Origin of the sequence: Pseudomonas sp. HN8-3 (assembly GCF_020790195.1) — a bacterium.
Lineage (GTDB): Bacteria > Pseudomonadota > Gammaproteobacteria > Pseudomonadales > Pseudomonadaceae > Aquipseudomonas > Aquipseudomonas synxantha_A.
This window is the reverse complement of sequence record NZ_CP086206.1, coordinates 460,522-479,234: the sequence shown is the minus strand read 5'-3', so window position 1 is coordinate 479,234 and position 18,713 is coordinate 460,522. Positions and strand designations below refer to the sequence as shown.

The 18,713-nt window shown below is 61.4% G+C and carries 15 protein-coding genes; 9 read left to right on the top strand and 6 right to left on the bottom strand.

The genetic code is table 11. The features are described from left to right. Positions 1-30 precede the first annotated feature (30 nt). The 8 genes from LJX92_RS02110 to LJX92_RS02075 are packed head-to-tail and all read left to right on the top strand — an operon-like array spanning position 31 to position 6,497. Entirely contained in the window at positions 31-1,278 is a 1,248-nt protein-coding gene (locus LJX92_RS02110) for an NAD(P)/FAD-dependent oxidoreductase (protein ID WP_032878292.1), read from the top strand. Beyond that, positions 1,275-2,024, top strand: a complete 750-nt coding sequence (locus LJX92_RS02105; protein ID WP_032878293.1) for a class I SAM-dependent methyltransferase — start codon at positions 1,275-1,277, stop codon at positions 2,022-2,024. Before LJX92_RS02110 ends, LJX92_RS02105 begins: the two co-directional genes overlap by 4 nt. Then, on the top strand, positions 2,021-2,503 hold the full coding sequence (locus LJX92_RS02100; protein WP_032878294.1) for a DUF3261 domain-containing protein: 483 nt from the start codon (positions 2,021-2,023) through the stop codon (positions 2,501-2,503). Before LJX92_RS02105 ends, LJX92_RS02100 begins: the two co-directional genes overlap by 4 nt. Next, positions 2,500-3,666, top strand: coding sequence for a beta-ketoacyl-[acyl-carrier-protein] synthase family protein (locus tag LJX92_RS02095; RefSeq protein ID WP_228309258.1), 1,167 nt, complete (start codon positions 2,500-2,502; stop codon positions 3,664-3,666). The genes LJX92_RS02100 and LJX92_RS02095 overlap by 4 nt, the downstream gene beginning before the upstream one ends. After that, the gene (locus LJX92_RS02090; protein ID WP_078820098.1) at positions 3,663-4,124 is read left to right on the top strand and encodes a hotdog family protein; all 462 of its coding nucleotides are present in this window, start codon (positions 3,663-3,665) and stop codon (positions 4,122-4,124) included. Before LJX92_RS02095 ends, LJX92_RS02090 begins: the two co-directional genes overlap by 4 nt. After that, positions 4,121-4,849 carry a 3-oxoacyl-ACP reductase FabG gene (gene fabG / locus LJX92_RS02085; protein WP_032878297.1) on the top strand — a complete coding sequence of 243 codons (729 nt, stop codon included), beginning with the start codon at positions 4,121-4,123 and terminating at the stop codon, positions 4,847-4,849. The genes LJX92_RS02090 and fabG overlap by 4 nt, the downstream gene beginning before the upstream one ends. Next, positions 4,849-6,075 (top strand): beta-ketoacyl-ACP synthase, encoded by a 1,227-nt coding sequence (locus LJX92_RS02080; protein ID WP_228309257.1) that lies wholly within the window; start codon positions 4,849-4,851, stop codon positions 6,073-6,075. Before fabG ends, LJX92_RS02080 begins: the two co-directional genes overlap by 1 nt. Before the next feature lie 26 nt (positions 6,076-6,101). After that, positions 6,102-6,497, top strand: coding sequence for a hypothetical protein (locus LJX92_RS02075; protein WP_032878299.1), 396 nt, complete (start codon positions 6,102-6,104; stop codon positions 6,495-6,497). Positions 6,498-6,699: 202 nt separating this feature from the next. On the opposite strand, the gene LJX92_RS02070 is transcribed toward LJX92_RS02075, so the two are convergent. Both LJX92_RS02070 and LJX92_RS02065 read right to left on the bottom strand, forming a co-directional pair. Beyond that, the gene (locus LJX92_RS02070; RefSeq protein WP_032878300.1) at positions 6,700-7,086 is read right to left on the bottom strand and encodes a type II toxin-antitoxin system PemK/MazF family toxin; all 387 of its coding nucleotides are present in this window, start codon (positions 7,084-7,086) and stop codon (positions 6,700-6,702) included. A gap of 88 nt (positions 7,087-7,174) precedes the next feature. After that, positions 7,175-8,068, bottom strand: coding sequence for a LysR family transcriptional regulator (locus tag LJX92_RS02065; RefSeq protein WP_228309256.1), 894 nt, complete (start codon positions 8,066-8,068; stop codon positions 7,175-7,177). A gap of 181 nt (positions 8,069-8,249) precedes the next feature. Between LJX92_RS02065 and LJX92_RS02060 the strand changes: the two genes are divergently transcribed. Next, the gene (locus LJX92_RS02060; protein WP_416309141.1) at positions 8,250-9,467 is read left to right on the top strand and encodes an MFS transporter; all 1,218 of its coding nucleotides are present in this window, start codon (positions 8,250-8,252) and stop codon (positions 9,465-9,467) included. A 100-nt stretch (positions 9,468-9,567) separates the two neighbouring features. On the opposite strand, the gene hemE is transcribed toward LJX92_RS02060, so the two are convergent. The 4 genes from hemE to LJX92_RS02040 all read right to left on the bottom strand — a co-directional run bounded on the left by hemE (position 9,568) and on the right by LJX92_RS02040 (position 18,711). Continuing rightward, entirely contained in the window at positions 9,568-10,635 is a 1,068-nt protein-coding gene (gene hemE, locus LJX92_RS02055) for a uroporphyrinogen decarboxylase (protein WP_032878303.1), read from the bottom strand. Between the two features lie 252 nt (positions 10,636-10,887). Continuing rightward, entirely contained in the window at positions 10,888-12,306 is a 1,419-nt protein-coding gene (locus tag LJX92_RS02050; RefSeq protein ID WP_228309254.1) for an FAD-dependent oxidoreductase, read from the bottom strand. Positions 12,307-12,338: 32 nt separating this feature from the next. Further along, positions 12,339-16,784, bottom strand: a complete 4,446-nt coding sequence (gene gltB, locus LJX92_RS02045) for a glutamate synthase large subunit (RefSeq protein ID WP_032878304.1) — start codon at positions 16,782-16,784, stop codon at positions 12,339-12,341. Positions 16,785-17,139: 355 nt separating this feature from the next. Further along, positions 17,140-18,711 carry an SPOR domain-containing protein gene (locus tag LJX92_RS02040; protein WP_223017972.1) on the bottom strand — a complete coding sequence of 524 codons (1,572 nt, stop codon included), beginning with the start codon at positions 18,709-18,711 and terminating at the stop codon, positions 17,140-17,142. Positions 18,712-18,713 lie beyond the last annotated feature (2 nt).

Genomic DNA, 18,713 nt, shown 5'->3' with positions numbered 1-18,713 from the left:
CGATTATCGCCCATGCGGCAAGGAGCCCTCGTGCCCACAGTTGAAATGGAACGTCGCCAGGTGGTGGTGATCGGTGCCGGGCCATCCGGTGCCATTGCGGCCGCGCTGCTAAAGCGCAAAGGGCATGATGTATTGATCATCGAACGCGAGCATTTCCCGCGTTTTTCGATTGGCGAAAGCCTGCTGTCGCACTGCATCGACTTCATCGAAGAAGCCGGGATGCTCGACGCTGTGCAAGCGGCGGGCTTCCAGGTAAAAACCGGCGCCGCGTTCGCCTGGGGCGAGCGCTACAGTGCGTTTGACTTTGGCGACACCTTCAGCAACGGCAAGCCCACCACCTTCCAGGTGCAGCGCGGCGAGTTCGACAAGTTGCTGGCCGATCAGGCGGCGCTGCAAGGTGTGGAAATCCGCTATGGCCAAAGCATTGTCGGTGTGGATTTCTCCGGCGAGTGCCGCTACCTGCATGTGCGCCGACAGAACGGCAGCGAGTACCACATCAAAGCCAAGTTCGTGCTCGACGCCAGCGGCTATGGCCGCGTGCTGCCGCGCCTGCTGGACCTTGAGGCGCCCTCGAACTTCCCGCTGCGCCAGGCCGTGTTCACTCACATCGAAGACCGCATCGAACACCCAGGCTTTGATCGCAGCAAAATTCTGGTCACCACCCACCCGACCCAGCGCGACATCTGGTTCTGGACCATCCCGTTCAGCAACGGCCGTTGCTCGGTGGGCGTGGTTGCGGCCAAAGAGCATTTCGATGGCCGCGACAGCGACCTTGACGCCTGCCTGCGCAGCTTTGTCGATGAAACGCCAAGCCTGGCCGCCGTGCTCAGCAATGCCGTATGGGACACCCCGGCGCGCAGCATCGGCGGCTATTCGGCCAACGTCAAAAGCCTGCACGGCCCAGGCTTTGCGCTGCTGGGCAATGCAGCGGAATTTCTCGACCCGGTGTTCTCGTCCGGCGTGACCATCGCCATGCGGTCGGCCAGCATGGCCGCCGCTGTGCTGCACCGTCAGCTCAACGGCGAGACCGTGGACTGGCAAAGCGAATTCGCCGAACCCTTGAAGCGCGGTGTCGATACCTTCCGCTGCTACGTCGAAGGCTGGTATGCCGGTACGTTCCAGGATGTGATTTTCCATCCAGGCAGCTCACCGGAGATTCGCCGCATGATCAGTTCGATCCTGGCCGGTTACGCCTGGGATGAGCGCAACCCGTTTGTCAGCGAGCCTAAACGGCGATTGCGGATGTTGTCGGATATTTGTGCGAGTGAAGCGGTATGAACAGTCCTGCCGTTGAAAAAAACTACCTGAGCAAAAATTATGTCGAGGAAACCAGGTTCGGCTTCTGGTTCCTGCGCAGCCACACCTGGCAGCATCACGTATTGCGTGTGGCGATCAACGACCTGCGCAGCCTGTTCAGCGAGCCGCTGCCGGTGGCCCCGGTGTTGCTGGACGCCGGTTGTGGCCAGGGTAAGTCCTTCCGGTTGCTGCAGCAGGTGTTTGCGCCTTCACGCCTGATCGGCCTGGATGCCGACCCCCACAGTCTGGAGCTGAGCCGTGAAGAGGCTGCGCGCCAGGGCCTGGCTGTCGAGCTGATCGGCAGTGACTGCGCCACCCTCGATGTACCGGACGCCAGCGTCGATATCGTGTTTTGCCACCAGACCTTTCACCATTTGGTCGAGCAACATCGCGCGCTCAAGGAGTTCTACCGGGTACTCAAACCGGGCGGCTATCTGCTGTTTGCCGAATCCACCGAAGCCTATATCGACACCTGGGTGATTCGCTGGTTGTTCCGCCACCCGATGCATGTGCAAAAAAGCGCCGAAGAGTACTTGGAGATGCTGCGCGAGCAAGGCTTTGAATTCGACTCGCAGAATGTCTCGTACCCCTACCTGTGGTGGAGCCGCTCCAGCGACTTCGGCCTGCTGGAGCGCTGGGGCCTGCGCAAGGCGCCGCCGGTGGGCCAGCGCGAGGAAACCCTGGTCAACTGCGTAGCGCGCAAACCTTTGGAGAACGCCGCCTCATGATGCGCCTGCTGTTAATGGGTTGCCTGTTGCTGCTCAGTGCCTGCGCCAGCCAGGCACCGCTGCCGGAAAAAATCCCGGCGCTGGCCTTGCCGATGCAACTGCATGTGCAGCGCCTGGCGGACGGGCAGCGCCAGGACTGGCTGCTGGTGATCCAGCGCGAAGGCCACGCGATTCGCTGGTCGATGATGGACCCCTTGGGCATTCCCCTGGCCCGGCAAAAACTGCTCGATGGGCAGTGGCAGGCCGACGGCTTGCTGCCACCCAATCCCCAGGCGCGGGAGCTGTTTGCCGCGCTGCTGTTTGCCCTGACCCCGGCCGGTGACGTGCCGGCGTTGTATCCACGCGCCCAGGCCATGGACCTGACGCGCACGCTGCCGGGCCATTGGCAAATCATCTATCAGTCTTCCGAGGTGTTCAGCGTGAACATGGCCGGCCAGCCGTTGAGTTATCGCATCACCCCGCTGGGTATCAGCCGATGACCGCTTACCTCAATGCCCTCGGTGTGATCTGCGCCCTTGGCCGAGGCCAGGCCGAAGTCAGCCGCAACCTGTTTGCCGGTGACTGCTCAGGCATGCGCGCCGAAAGCGGCTGGGTGCCGGAGCGCGTGGTGCCGGTGGCTGCCGTCCAGGGCGAACTGGTGCCTTTGCCGGTGGAACTGGCTCAACAAAGCAGCCGCAATAACCAGTTGTTGCTGGAAGCGGCGTTGCAGATTGAAGATGAGATCCGTCAGGCCATTCAAACCTATGGCCGAGGGAGAGTCGGCGTGGTGCTTGGCACCAGCACCTCGGGCATCGACGAAGCCAGCCGTGGCATTGCCCATTACCTGCGCGACAAGCAGTTCCCTGCCGACTACGACTACCAGCAACAGGAACTCAGCGCCCCGGCAAACTTCCTCGCCGACTGGCTGCAATTAAGCGGCCCGGCCTATGTGATTTCCACCGCCTGCACCTCCAGCGCCCGTGCCTTGATGAGCGCCCAGCGCCTCCTGAACCTGGGGGTGTGCGATGCGGTGATCTGTGGCGGCGTGGACAGCCTGTGCAAGCTGACCCTGAACGGATTTACCTCGCTGGAGGCGGTATCCAGCGAGCGCTGCAACCCGTTCTCGGTGAACCGCAACGGCATCAATATCGGTGAGGCGGCGGTACTGTTCCTGATGAGCCGCGAGCCGGCACCGATCGCCTTGCTGGGCAGCGGTGCCAGTTGCGACGCACATCATATCTCCGCGCCCGAGCCCAGCGGCAAGGGTGCATTGCAGGCGATGCGCAAGGCCCTGGCCAGCGCAAAGCTGGCTCCCGAGCAGATCGGCTACCTGAACCTGCACGGCACCGCCACTCAACACAACGACGCCATGGAAAGCCTGGCGGTCGCCAGCCTGTTCCCCGGCGGTGTGGCCTGTTCGTCGACCAAGCCCATGACCGGCCACACCCTTGGCGCCGCCGGAGCGCTGGAAGCGGCGTTCTGCTGGCTGAGCCTGGCTCAGGGCCAGCTGCCGCCTCACGTGTGGGATGGCCACGCCGACCCGGCGCTGCCGCCCTTGCAATGGACGCACAGCGGCGACACCTTGAAAAAAACCTGCCTGATGAGCAACTCGTTTGCCTTCGGCGGTAATAACGTCAGCCTGATAATCGCAGAGGCCCCATGATCGATTGGCCACTTGCCGAGCTGCTACCCCACGCGGGCGACATGATCCTGATCGACCAGGTGCTGTCGTTCGATGATGAGCAGATCCGCACCCGCGTCACCGTCAAGCCCGACGGCCTGTTCAACCGCCCTGACGGTAGCCTGCCGGCCTGGGTCGGCCTGGAATTGATGGCGCAAAGCGTCGCCGCTTATGCCGGCTGCCATGCACGCCAGCAAGGCCGCGCGGTGGAACTGGGCTTCCTGTTGGGTACACGCAAGTTCGAGTGCAATGTCGAGTACTTCCCGGCAGGCGCCGAGCTGAATATCCACGGCCTGCGCTCCCTGGAAGACGACAACGGCATGGGTGTGTTCGAATGCCACCTCACCGGTAAGGGTATCCAGGCCAGTGCGCGCCTGAACGTATTTCGACCGCCCCAGGCGGCCAACTATTTAGATGAATCGAAGGACCCAACGTCATGACTGAATCCGTACTGGTCACCGGCTCAAGCCGTGGCATCGGCCGCGCCATTGCCCTGCGCCTGGCCCAGGCCGGCCATGACATCGTGCTGCATTGCCGCAGTGGCCGCGCCGAAGCCGACACCGTGCAGGTCGAGATCGAGGCCCTGGGTCGCAAGGCGCGGGTGCTGCAATTCGACGTGTCCGACCGCGCCAGTTGCAAGGCCATCCTTGAAGCCGACGTGGAGCAACATGGCGCCTACTACGGCGTGGTGCTCAATGCCGGCCTGACCCGCGACGGCGCCTTCCCTGCCCTGTCGGAAGACGACTGGGACGTGGTGATGCGCACCAATCTCGATGGTTTCTACAACGTGCTGCACCCAGTGATGATGCCGATGATTCGACGTCGCGCCGCTGGGCGTATCGTGTGCATCACCTCGGTGTCCGGGTTGATCGGCAACCGCGGCCAGGTCAACTACAGTGCTTCAAAAGCCGGCCTGATCGGCGCAGCCAAGGCGCTGGCGATCGAACTGGGCAAACGCAAGATCACCGTCAACTGCGTGGCGCCGGGGTTGATCGACACGGCGATGCTGGATGAAAACGTCCCCGTCGAAGAGCTGATGAAAATGATCCCTGCGCAACGCATGGGCACCCCGGAAGAAGTCGCCGGCGCGGTGAATTTCCTGATGTCGGCCGAAGCGGGCTATATCACACGCCAGGTGCTGGCCGTGAACGGAGGCTTGTGCTGATGAAGCGCGTCGTCGTCACCGGCATGGCCGGCATGACCTCCCTGGGCAGCGATTGGGACACCATCGCCGCCAACTTTCGCGCCAACCGCAGCGGTATCCGGCGCATGGATGAATGGGACCGCTTTACCGAATTGAACACGCGCCTGGCCGGGCCGATTGATGAATTTGTGGTGCCTGCGCACTGGACCCGCAAGCAATTGCGCAGCATGGGGCGCGTCTCGCGCCTGGCGGTGTGGGCAGCGGAGCAGGCACTGCAGGATGCCGGCTTGCTCGGTGACCCGTCGATCAAGGACGGGCGCATGGGCGTGGCCTGTGGCTCGTCCACCGGCAGCACCGATGAGATCAAGGCGTTCGGCAATATGCTGCTCAATTCCGTGGCCGAGGGGCTAAACGCCAACTCCTATGTGCGGATGATGCCGCACACCACCGCGGCGAATATCAGCATTTTCTTTGGCCTCACCGGGCGCTTGATCCCCACGTCCAGCGCCTGCACCAGCGGTAGCCAGGGCATCGGCTATGCCTATGAAGCGATCAAGTTCGGGCGCCTGCCCTTGATGCTCGCCGGTGGCGCCGAAGAACTGTGCCCCACCGAAGCCATGGTGTTCGATGCACTCTACGCCACCAGCCTGAAAAACGATGCGCCGCAAACCAGTCCGCGCCCCTACGACAGCGGCCGTGATGGCCTGGTGATTGGTGAAGGCGCCGGCATCCTGGTACTGGAAGAGTTGGAACACGCGTTGGCGCGGGGCGCGCATATTCACGCTGAGCTGGTTGGCTTTGGCAGCAATGCCGACGGCCAGCACACCACCCGCCCGGAACAGAAAACCATGCGCCGTGCCATGGAACTGGCACTGGAAGACGCTGGGCTTGCACCTTCTGCCATCGGCTATGTGAACGGCCACGGCACCGCCACCGACCAAGGTGACATCGCCGAAACCCTGGCCACCAGCAGCCTGTTCGGCAGCCGTATGCCGATCAGCTCGCAGAAGAGTTTCCTCGGCCACACCCTGGGTGCCTGCGGCGCGCTGGAGTCGTGGTTCAGCATCGAGATGATGAACCGCGACCACTACGTGCACACCTTCAACCTGGATTCGGTCGACCCGCAATGCGGCGAGCTCGATTACCTGCAAGGGGGCTTTCGCCAGATGCACAACGACTACGTGATGAACAACAATTTTGCCTTCGGCGGCGTCAACACCTCGCTGATCTTCCGCCGCTGGGCCTGACTTTTTAATCGATTGGAGAAAACGGAATGTCTTCCCTGCTACGCGCTACCCTGATCACCCTGGCCCTGTTGACCACTGCCGGCTGCACCAGCAAACCAGTGCTCAACACCCAGCACGAACTGCCGGCCACGACCCAGGTCAGCGAAGAAAAAATGAAACAGGTGATCGTCGCTGCCCTGCAAAAACGTGAGTGGACAGTACAACGCCTGAGCCCGCAACTGGTGCAGGCCGAGATCACCGTGCGCGGCCAGTTCTATGCAGCAATCGATATCCGCTACACCCGCAACAGCTACGCCATCACCTACCGCGACAGCCGCGACCTGGGCTACAAGGACGGCAAGATCCATCGCAATTACAACCGTTGGGTGAGCATGCTGGATAGGGACATCCTGGCAGGGTTGCGCTCGACCGGGATGCAGTAAGGCCAGAAACGACAAAGGGCGCCTTTCGGCGCCCTCTTCACAAACAGGTTGGCTTGTCATCGCCGCTTCCTGCCTGGCTCTGCGATGGCTGGTTGCCCAGGATCCTCAGAGTCTCACAAGCCCCTTTCGGGAACTCGGCCAGTATGCCTGAAAGCAGATTACCTGCAATCGGTGGCAAAACGCCGTCCATCTATATCCCACTTTATCGCAACCCAAGCGCACTGCGCACCGCCGCTTTTATCGCCAAAAATTGGTCATTGGTGAGTTCGGCGATTTTGTAAGTTCGTTTGCCATGACGATCTTTACTTTTGATTCGGTCCAGTCGACCCAAGCTGACTGTCGCGACGATGTCGCATTTAGCCCAGCAGACCGGGCTCGCTCCCTGAAGATGGCTATCAAGCCGCAAATGGTGTTCCAACACCTGCTGTGGAGCGGTAGTACTCAGAGGTACCACCGTTACGAGCAGCTTATTCGTCCGGTGTTTGCGTATCACAATAACAGGTCGAATCTTGATGATTTCCGGAACCTCATAGCCACGAAAATCACAAATCAACACGCTGCCCTCCTTGGGCTGATAGAGAAGTGCCATCCATATCCACTCGCCTGAAAAAGAGTGATTTTGCGCAAGTTTCTGGCGAATAACTAAGCCGGTTGCGTTACCTGATATGTGACCCCGCCTACACCAATACCTGACGCGTCAACAACTCCACAAACCCCTTAGCCATCGGCGTTTGCACGCCCTTGCGCTGCACCAGCCACACCGCCGTCATCGCCTCCGGGTCGAGCAGTGTGCGGTAGACCACGCCATCAATGCGGATACGCTGGTAAGACGCCGGCAACACCGACACGCCCAACCCCGCCGCCACCAGGCCGATGATGGTCATCGCCTCCCCCGCTTCCTGGGCAAAATGCGGGCTGAACCCGGCGTCGCGGGCCAGGTTGAGCAGTTGGGCATACAGGCCGCTGCCGTAGGTGCGTGGGAAAAATACAAAGGGTTCCTGCGCCAACTGCGCCAAGTGCAGGCCGCGCTCGCTGCCTTCCACCAACGGATGGCCGGCGCTCAATACGGCAACCAGCGGCTCGCGCATCAGCTCGATCACGCTCAGCGAATCAGGCAACGGCAAAGGCCGCATCAGCCCGACCTGGATCGACTCATCCACCAATGACTCGGCCACCTCCGTGCTGCTCATCTCCTGCAGATTGAGGTGCACTGCCGGGAAAGCCTGGCGAAACGCAAAGATCGCCTGGGGAATACTGGAATTGAACGGCGCGGAAGATGTGAAGCCGATCTTCAACTCCCCGAGCTCTCCTAATTGCGCTCTGCGCGCCACGTCTGCCGCCTTGTCGACCTGGGCCAGCACCAGCCGCGCCTCTTGCAGGAACAGGCGCCCGGCCTCGCTCAGCTCGACCCGACGATTGGTACGCTCAAATAACCGCGCCCCCACCTCTTGCTCCAGTGCCTGGATCTGCTGGCTCAAGGGCGGTTGCGATATGCCCAGCACCTGCGCGGCGCGGCCAAAGTGCAGTTCTTCAGCGACGGCGATGAAGTACCGCAGGTGACGTAATTCCATGCACACCTCATTAGGTCGTAGAACCTATCAAACAGGTCGAACAATATATTGGAAAGAATCATTAGCCAGCTATATTCTTTTTCGTATTGTCAGTCCTGGCAGACTTTCCTCCCCGAGGTCCCCCGTGAATCCTGCTGTTGCTCCACTTGCCCAACACACCCCGCCCTCAGCCCTTGATGACGTGGTGGCGCAGCTTAATGACGAGTACATCGAAAAAGGCACGCCGATGTTCATGCGCACGGTGTTGGCGCTGTTCTCCGGCGGGTTTGCCACCTTCGCCCTGCTGTATTGCGTACAGCCGATGATGCCGGCGCTGTCCCATGAATTTTCCATCAATGCGGCGCAAAGCAGCCTGATTCTTTCGGTCGCGACCGCGATGCTTGCCTGCGGCCTGCTAATCACCGGGCCGATTTCCGACCGGCTGGGGCGCAAGCCGGTGATGGTCGCCGCGTTGTTCTGTGCGGCGCTGGCTACCATCGCCAGCGGTCTGATGCCGACCTGGGAGGGGATTCTGCTGATGCGGGCGCTGGTGGGCCTGTCCCTGAGCGGCCTGGCTGCCGTGGCGATGACCTACCTCAGCGAAGAGATTCATCCCCAGCACATAGGCCTGGCCATGGGCCTGTACATCGGCGGCAATGCGATTGGCGGCATGAGCGGGCGCCTGATCATCGGCGTGTTGATCGACTTCGTCAGCTGGCACACCGCAATGCTGATCATCGGCGCCCTGGCGTTGATCGCCGCCACGGTGTTCTGGAAGATCCTCCCCGAATCGCGCAACTTCCGCGCCAGCAGCCTCAAGCCGCGCAGCCTGGTGGACGGCTTCGTCATGCACTTCAAGGACGCCGGCCTGCCATGGCTGTTCCTTGAAGCCTTCCTGCTGATGGGCGCCTTCGTGACGATGTTCAACTACATCGGCTATCGCCTGCTGGCCTCACCCTATGAGCTGAGCCAGGCGGTGGTTGGCCTGTTGTCAGTGGTGTACCTGTCGGGCATCTACAGCTCGGCCAAGATCGGCTCCCTGGCCGACCGCCTCGGCCGCCGCCGAGTGCTGTGGGGCACCATCGTGCTGATGCTCGCCGGCATGGCCCTGACGCTGTTCACCCCGCTGTGGCTGGTGGTGCCGGGCATGTTGATCTTCACTTTCGGCTTCTTCGGCGCCCACTCGGTGGCCAGCAGCTGGATCGGCCGCCGTGCGGTGAAAGCCAAGGGGCAGGCGTCGTCGCTTTACCTGTTCTGCTATTACGTGGGATCGAGTATTGCCGGGACGGCAGGCGGGTTCTTCTGGCATTTTGCCGGGTGGAACGGGATTGGCGGATTCATTATCGCGCTACTGATCGGCGCGTTGCTGGTGGCGTTGAAGCTGGCGAAGTTGCCGCCGTTGGGGCATGTGGAAACCTGAGGCTACTTGCTTTATGTGGGAGCTGGCTTGCCTGCGATGGCGGCGGTGAATTCAACACCGCCATCGCAGGCAAGCCAGCTCCCACATTTTGTTCTGCGTTTTACTCGTGGTATTGCGCCGACAGTTCGTGCACTGCACGCAGGAACGCGCCGGCATGCTCCGGGTTCACTTCCGGGGTGATGCCGTGGCCGAGGTTGAACACGTGGCCACTGCCTTTGCCGTAGCTAGCGAGGATGCGCCCGACTTCCGTGCGGATCGCTTCCGGCTTGGCGTACAGCACAGTGGGGTCCATGTTGCCTTGCAGCGCAACCTGGTTGCCAACGCGACGGCGGGCTTCGCCGATATCGCAGGTCCAGTCCAGGCCCAATGCATCGGCGCCAGCATCGGCGATACTTTCCAGCCACAGGCCGCCGCCTTTGGTGAACAGGATGACCGGAACCTTGCGACCTTCGTGTTCGCGGATCAGCCCGCTGACGATCTTGCGCATGTAGGCCAGGGAGAATTCCTGGTACGCCGCCGCCGACAGGTTGCCGCCCCAGGTATCGAAGATCTGCACCGCTTGCGCACCGGCCATGATCTGGCCGTTGAGGTAGGAGGTCACCGACTGTGCCAGCTTGTCCAGCAACAGGTGCATGGCTTGCGGGTTGTCGTAGAGCATGGCCTTGGTCTTGCGGAAGTCTTTCGACGAACCGCCTTCGACCATATAGGTGGCCAGCGTCCACGGGCTGCCAGAGAAGCCAATCAGCGGCACGCGACCGTTGAGCTCGCGGCGGATGGTGCTGACCGCGTCCATCACATAGCCGAGGTCTTTGTGCGGATCAGGAATCGGCAGGGCTTCGATATCGGCCAGGGTGCTGACGACCTTCCTGAAACGCGGGCCTTCGCCGGTCTCGAAGTACAGGCCCTGGCCCATGGCGTCGGGAATGGTAAGGATGTCGGAAAAGAGGATGGCCGCGTCCAGTTGTGGGTAGCGGTCCAGCGGCTGCATCGTGACTTCGCAGGCGAACGCAGGATTCATGCACAGGCTCATGAAGTCGCCGGCGTGGGCGCGACTGGCGCGGTATTCCGGCAGGTAGCGACCGGCTTGACGCATCATCCACACGGGGGTGACGTCTACAGGTTGCTTGAGCAGGGCACGAAGGAAACGGTCGTTCTTGAGGGCAGTCATGTCGGCATCCGCAAAAAAAGTGCGGGCATTTTCTCAGAGCGCGACGCAAAAGGCACGGCAAGAGCGGAGCCTTTTGTCTATCGGGTCAATTTGTCGCAATGACTGGCAACACAAACCTCAATGTGAAATGAGGTTTGTGTGGGAGCTGGCTTGCCTGCGATAGCATCAACTGGGTCTGGCTGACAGACCGAGTTGCCTGCATCGCAGGCAAGCCAGCTCCCACATTTGATCGCATTTCAGACTGAAATTTGATCAGACCTGCAGGTATTCCAGGATCCCTTCGGCGGCATTGCGGCCTTCGAAGATCGCCGTCACTACCAGGTCAGAGCCGCGCACCATATCGCCACCGGCGAAGATTTTCGGGTTGCTGGTCTGGTGCTTGTACTGGCCTTGTTCCGGGGCTACCACGCGGCCCTGGCTGTCGGTCTGGATTTCGAACTGCTCGAACCAGGGCGCCGGGCTTGGACGGAAACCGAAAGCGATGACCACGGCGTCAGCCGGGATGATTTCTTCGGAACCCGGGATCGGCTCGGGGCTGCGACGGCCTCGGGCATCCGGTTCGCCGAGACGGGTCTCGACCACCTTCACGCCTTCGACGCGGTCTTCACCGACGATCGCAATCGGCTGGCGGTTGTAGAGGAATTTCACGCCTTCTTCCTTGGCGTTCTTCACCTCTTTGCGCGAGCCGGGCATGTTGGCTTCGTCGCGACGATACGCACAGGTGACCGACTTGGCGCCCTGGCGGATCGAGGTACGGTTGCAGTCCATCGCGGTGTCGCCACCGCCCAGCACCACGACCTTCTTGCCTTTCATGTCGACGAAATCTTCCGGCGACTTTTCAAAGCCCAGGTTACGGTTGACGTTGGCGATCAGGAAGTCGAGCGCGTCATACACGCCCGGCAAGTCCTCACCGGCAAAGCCGCCCTTCATATAGGTGTAGGTGCCCATGCCCATGAACACCGCATCGTATTCGGCGAGCAGTTGCTCCATGGTGATGTCTTTGCCGATCTCGGTATTGAGGCGGAACTCGATACCCATGCCGGTGAACACTTCACGACGGTGACTCAGTACGGTTTTTTCCAGCTTGAACTCGGGAATACCGAAAGTCAGCAGACCACCGATCTCCGGGTTCTTGTCGAACACCACCGGGGTCACGCCACCACGCACCAACACGTCGGCACACCCCAGGCCCGCCGGGCCCGCGCCGATGATCGCGACGCGCTTGCCGGTCGGTTTGACCTTGGACATATCCGGGCGCCAGCCCATGGCGAACGCGGTGTCGGTGATGTACTTCTCCACCGAACCGATGGTCACTGCGCCGAAGCCGTCGTTGAGGGTGCAGGCACCTTCACATAGACGGTCTTGCGGGCACACCCGGCCGCAGACTTCCGGCAAGGTGTTGGTCTGGTGCGACAGCTCGGCGGCGGCGAGAATGTTGCCCTCGGCCACCAGTTTGAGCCAGTTGGGAATGAAGTTGTGCACCGGGCACTTCCATTCGCAATACGGGTTACCGCACCCCAGGCAGCGGTGGGCCTGATCGGCCGAGTGCTGGGGCTTGAAGGGTTCGTAGATTTCCACGAACTCTTTCTTGCGTTGACGCAACAGTTTCTTCTTCGGATCTTTGCGCCCGACATCGATGAACTGGAAGTCGTTATTCAGACGTTCAGCCATGTTAAAACCTCATCAAACTGTTCAGGCGCATATCACTGCGGGTTGGCACGGATGCTGGAAAGCAACGATTTCAGGTTGGCAGCCTTGGGCTTGACCAGCCAGAAACGACGCAGGTAATCATCGAGGTTTTCGGCGAGGTTGCGACCCCATTCACTGCCGGTCTCCTCGACATACTCGTCCAGCACGTGCTGCAAGTGGTTCCGGTAGGATTCCATGGCTTCACCGCTGATCCGCTGGATCTCGACCAACTCGTGGTTGACCTTGTCGACGAAGGTGTTGTCCTGGTCGAGCACGTAGGCGAAACCGCCGGTCATGCCCGAACCGAAGTTGTAACCGGTCTTGCCCAGTACCGCGACAAAGCCCCCGGTCATGTACTCGCAGCAGTGATCGCCAGTGCCTTCCACCACGGTGTGGGCACCGGAGTTACGCACGGCGAAGCGCTCACCGGCAGTACCCGCGGCAAACAGCTTGCCACCCGTGGCGCCGTACAAGCAGGTGTTGCCGATGATGGCACTGTCCTGGGTCTTGTACACGCTACCGGCTGGCGGGACGATAACCAGCTTGCCGCCGGTCATGCCTTTGCCCACGTAGTCGTTGGCATCGCCTTCCAGATACATGTGCAGGCCACCGGCGTTCCACACACCGAAACTCTGGCCCGCAGTGCCCTTGAAGCGGAAGGTGATCGGCGCTTTCGCCATGCCCTGGTTGCCGTGCTTGCGCGCGATTTCACCGGAGATGCGAGCACCGATGGAACGGTCGCAGTTGCAGATATCCAGGGCGAATTCGCCACCGCTGGCATCGCTGATCGAGGAGCCGGCCATTTCGACCATTTTCTCGGCCAGCAGGCCTTTGTCGAACGGCGGGTTGCGGTCCACTTGGCAGAATTGTGGCTTGTCTGCGGGGATGTGATCGCTGCCCAACAGCGGTGTCAGGTCCAAATGCTGTTGCTTGGCGGTCTGGCCTTCGAGGATGTCCAACAGGTCGGTGCGACCGATCAGCTCTTCCAGCGAACGCACGCCCAGCTTGGCCAGCCACTCACGGGTTTCTTCGGCGACGTAGGTGAAGAAATTCACCACCATGTCGACGGTGCCGATGTAGTGGTCCTTGCGCAGTTTTTCGTTCTGAGTCGCCACGCCAGTAGCGCAGTTGTTCAGGTGGCAGATACGCAGGTATTTGCAGCCCAGCGCGATCATGGGCGCAGTGCCGAAGCCGAAACTCTCGGCGCCGAGGATCGCGGCCTTGATCACGTCGAGGCCGGTTTTCAGGCCACCGTCGGTCTGTACCCGCACCTTGCCGCGCAGGTCGTTGCCGCGCAGGGTCTGGTGGGTTTCGGCCAGGCCGAGCTCCCACGGCGCACCGGCGTACTTGATCGAGGTCAGCGGCGAAGCACCGGTGCCGCCGTCGTAGCCGGAGATGGTGATCAGGTCGGCATAGGCCTTGGCCACGCCAGCGGCGATGGTGCCGACGCCCGCTTCTGCGACCAGTTTTACCGAGACCAGGGCCTGCGGGTTGACTTGTTTGAGGTCGAAAATCAGCTGCGACAAATCTTCAATCGAGTAGATGTCGTGGTGCGGCGGCGGCGAGATCAGGGTCACGCCCGGCACTGCATAACGCAGCTTGGCGATCAGGCCGTTGACCTTGCCGCCTGGCAATTGCCCGCCCTCACCCGGTTTGGCGCCTTGGGCAACCTTGATCTGCAGCACTTCGGCGTTGACCAGGTACTCCGGGGTCACACCGAAACGGCCGGTTGCCACCTGCTTGATTTTCGAGCTTTTGAGCGTGCCATAACGCGCCGGGTCTTCGCCGCCTTCGCCGGAGTTGGAACGCGCACCCAGGCGGTTCATGGCTTCGGCCAGGGCTTCGTGAGCCTCAGGCGACAAGGCGCCCAGGGAAATACCGGCGGAGTCGAAGCGCTTGAGGATCGATTCCAGTGGCTCGACTTCGGCGATATCCATCGGCGTGTCCAGGGTCTTCACCTTGAACAGATCGCGGATCATCGACACCGGGCGGTTATCCACCAGGCTCGTGTATTCCTTGAACTTGGCGTAGTCGCCCTGCTGCACGGCGGCTTGCAGGGTACTGACCACGTCCGGGTTGTAGGCGTGGTATTCGCCACCGTGCACGAACTTGAGCAGGCCGCCTTGCTGGATCGGCTTGCGCGCGCTCCAGGCTTCGGCTGCCAGGGCTTTCTGCTCGGCTTCGATATCGACGAAACGTGCGCCCTTGATACGGCTCGGCACGCCACGGAAGCTCAGCTCGCAGACTTCTTCGGACAGGCCGATGGCTTCGAACAATTGCGCACCGCGGTAGGAGGTGACGGTGGAGATGCCCATCTTCGACAGGATCTTCAGCAGGCCCTTGGTGATGCCCTTGCGGTAGTTCTTGAACACCTCGTAGAGGTCGCCCAACACTTCACCGGTACGGATCAGGTCGCCGAGTACTTCATACGCCAGGAACGGGTACACCGCCGAGGCGCCGAAGCCGATCAGCACCGCGAAGTGGTGCGGGTCACGGGCAGTGGCGGTTTCCACCAGAATGTTGGAGTCGCAGCGCAGGCCTTTTTCGGTCAGGCGGTGGTGCACCGCGCCGGTCGCCAGGGACGCGTGGATCGGCAACTTGCCCGGCGCGATATGGCGGTCGGTCAGTACGATCTGAGTGCGGCCGGCGCGCACAGCTTCTTCAGCCTGGTCGGCGACGTTGCGCACAGCGGCTTCAAGGCCGAGGCTCTCGTCGTAGTTCAGGTCGATGATCTGGCGGTCGAAGCCTGGACGCTCCAGGGTCATCAGCGAGCGCCACTTGGCCGGGGAAACGACCGGCGAGCTGAGGATCACACGGGAGGCGTGCTCAGGCGATTCCTGGAAGATATTGCGCTCGGCACCGAGGCACACTTCCAGCGACATCACGATGGCTTCGCGCAGCGGGTCGATCGGTGGGTTGGTCACCTGGGCGAACTGCTGGCGGAAGTAGTCGTACGGCGTGCGCACACGCTGGGACAGCACAGCCATCGGCGTATCGTCGCCCATGGAGCCTACGGCTTCGTAGCCTTGCTCGCCGAGCGGGCGCAGCACCTGATCACGTTCTTCGAACGTGACCTGATACATCTTCATGTATTGCTTGAGCTGGTCGATGTCGTAGAAAGCCGAACCGTGGTCATTGTCTTCCATGGTCGCCTGGATGCGCAGGGCGTTCTTGCGCAGCCATTGCTTGTACGGGTGACGCGACTTCAGACGGTTGTCGATGGCGTCGGTGTCGAGGATCTGCCCGGTTTCGGTGTCCACGGCCAGGATCTGGCCAGGACCGACACGGCCTTTGGCGATCACGTCTTCAGGCTTGTAGTCCCACACGCCGATTTCCGACGCCAGGGTGATAAAGCCGTTGGTGGTGGTGACCCAGCGCGCCGGGCGCAAGCCGTTACGGTCGAGCAGGCACACCGCGTAGCGGCCGTCGGTCATGACCACGCCGGCCGGGCCGTCCCACGGTTCCATGTGCATCGAGTTGTATTCGTAGAACGCCCGCAGGTCCGGGTCCATGGTCTCGACGTTCTGCCACGCAGGCGGAATGATCATGCGCACGCCACGGAACAGGTCGATGCCACCGGTGACCATCAGCTCAAGCATGTTGTCCATGCTGGAGGAGTCGGAACCCACGCGGTTGACCAGCGGGCCGAGCTCTTCGAGGTCCATCAAATCGTTGGCGAACTTGGTGCGACGGGCCACGGCCCAGTTGCGGTTGCCGGTGATGGTATTGATCTCGCCGTTGTGGGCGAGGAAGCGGAATGGCTGGGCCAGCGGCCATTTCGGCAGGGTGTTGGTGGAGAAGCGCTGGTGGAACACGCATATCGCGGTTTGCAGGCGCTCGTCGCTCAGGTCTGGATAAAAGGCGGTGAGATCCGCCGGCATCATCAGACCTTTATAAATGATGGTCTTGTGGGAAAAGCTGCAGATGTAATGGTCAGTGTCGGCGGCGTTGAGCACCGACGAACGACGACGGGACGTGAACAGCTTGATCGCCATGTCCTGGTCACTCAGGCCGTCACCCGCGATGAACACTTGTTCGATCTGCGGCAGGCGCTCCAGGGCCAGGCGGCCGAGCACGCTGGTGTCGATTGGCACTTTGCGCCAGCCGACCAGTTGCAGGCCGGCAGCAACGATCTCGCGGTTCATGTTCTCGCGAGCGGCTTCGGCTTTTACCGGGTCCTGGTTGAAAAACACCATCCCCACGGCGTACTGCTTGGGCAGGTCGGCCGCAAAATGCTCTTTGGCGACAGCGCGCAGGAACTGGTCGGGCTTTTGAATCAGCAAGCCGCAACCGTCACCGGTCTTGCCGTCGGCGTTGATCCCACCGCGGTGGGTCATGCAGGTCAGGGCCTCGATGGCCGTTTGCAAAAGGGTATGACTGGGCTCGCCCTGCATGTGGGCTATCAGGCCGAAACCGCAGTTATCCTTGAATTCATCGGGTTGGTACAGACCTGCTTTCATAGACACTTTCTCACCAGGCTGCCTCTTATATCGAGGCAAATTTCTTTTCAATTCAACCGGTTACCTTCCACGCCGAACGTACGCCGGCTTAGCGGGGGCAAAAGGGAGGTCATTGTACACACCGACACAGACGCTCACAAATTTAGCGACGAAATGTCGCAAATCTATGTCGCATTTATGAAAGGTTTAAAGCGATATGCTGTGCTAGTCAAAACTTTTTTAATTCTGACCGCTACGACTCAAAAGCTACTGTGGCGCAGACACCACAAAGCGCGCGGTCCTTGCGGGGGACTGCACGCCTTGCGATTGTTTTTTGAGGTGCCGGGAGGGCGGCCTGGGTAAGGCCGCCGGATCTTCAGCGAGTTGCTGCCAGTTCTTGTTGAACGCTGGCAACAGTGCGAGGCCAAGGTTTACCAGCCTGAACCTTCGCTGGCAAGGCCTTGATGGCAGAATCGGCTGCGGCGCGGCTTGGGAAGCTGCCGTAGGTGATCACGTAGAGAGGCTTGCCGTTGAGCACTTTCTTGAAATAACGGTACTGGCCGCCTTGCTCCTTGACGAACGCCTGGGCGTTGGCCTCAGAGCTGGTGCCGAGGATCTGCACCACGAAATTGCCGGTAGGCTGGCTGCTGTACCAGCTGCTGCCAGCGGCGCCGGTCTTGGCCACGGTAGCGGCAGGTTTTTCAGCAGGCTTGGCCGCGGGTGCCGGTGCCGGCTTGGCAACTGGTGCTGCGGGCTTGGCTGTCGCTACTGTCGGCGCCGGGGTCGGCTTGGCAACTGGCGCAACCGGTGCGGCAGGCGCTACTGGGGTTGCTGGCGTGCCGGCCGGTACGCCCGCTGGTGGCGCGGTGGTGGTCACGGTCGGCGGCGTGGCGCTGGAGCCTTCCACCGGCACGCCGTCGTCGCCTTCGGAGATGCCACCGGCTTCTTCAGCCAGCGGGCCGCGCATTACAGGCTGGCCGACCATAGGCAGATTGGTTGGTTGGCCGGAGTTGGCGAATTCGACATTTGGCGTGGGCTTGCCCAGTGGCAACTGCGCCTGCTCAGTTGGCGCGCCGGTTGTTGTCGGTGCCTTATTGCGACCCGGGATCAACCAGGCGGCGGCTACAGCGACCACGACAACGGCGGAAATAGCCAATACGTGCTTCTTAGGCATAGTGAACCCCATCTTTGGACGCTTGACCGCAGAGCGGCTGGCAATCATGGCTTCGATCATTGCATCGCGGGCAACCTGGTTGATGTTTCCAGGCCAGCCATCGGAGCTTTCGTGAATATCAGAGATCTGCGCAGCGGAGAAAAGTTCGATACCGGCCCCTGCACCCTCGAGGCGCTGAGCCAGGTATTCGCGGGTTTCTTCCTCTTCGTACGGCTGCAATTCGATGACGTGGAACAGCTCTTGCTCACCGCTGATCTGCTCCAGATCGGCGATCAACGACGACTCGCCAAACAGGAACACATGCGGGCGGCCTTCCGGCGTGCCCGCGGCCAGCGCCAACAGCGCTTCCAGCGCGGATTCGTCAAGCTGCTCGGCGTCGTCGACCAGCAGGTAGACTTCCTGGCCGGTCAGGCCCAGTTGCACCACCTGTTTGAGAATCGCGTTCGGCTCGGCGTTGGATACGTCCAGGGCCTGCGCAACCTGGCGCAGTACACCCGCTGCGTCACCGGCGCCACGGGCCGATACCACCACGCTCTGCACCGATTGCTTGTTGGTGCTGGCGACCAGCGCCTGGCGCAGCAAGGTCTTGCCACTGCCCAACGGTCCCGTGACCACCAGCAGCAACTGGCTGTAGCGCGCCAGATGATGCAGTTGCCCCAATACCGGCTTACGCTGCGCAGGGAAGAATTTGAAACCAGGCACCCGTGGAGCAAAAGGGTCATGGCTCAAGTGATAATGGCCGAGGAACGCCTCGTCGGCATGCAAACTAGTCATCG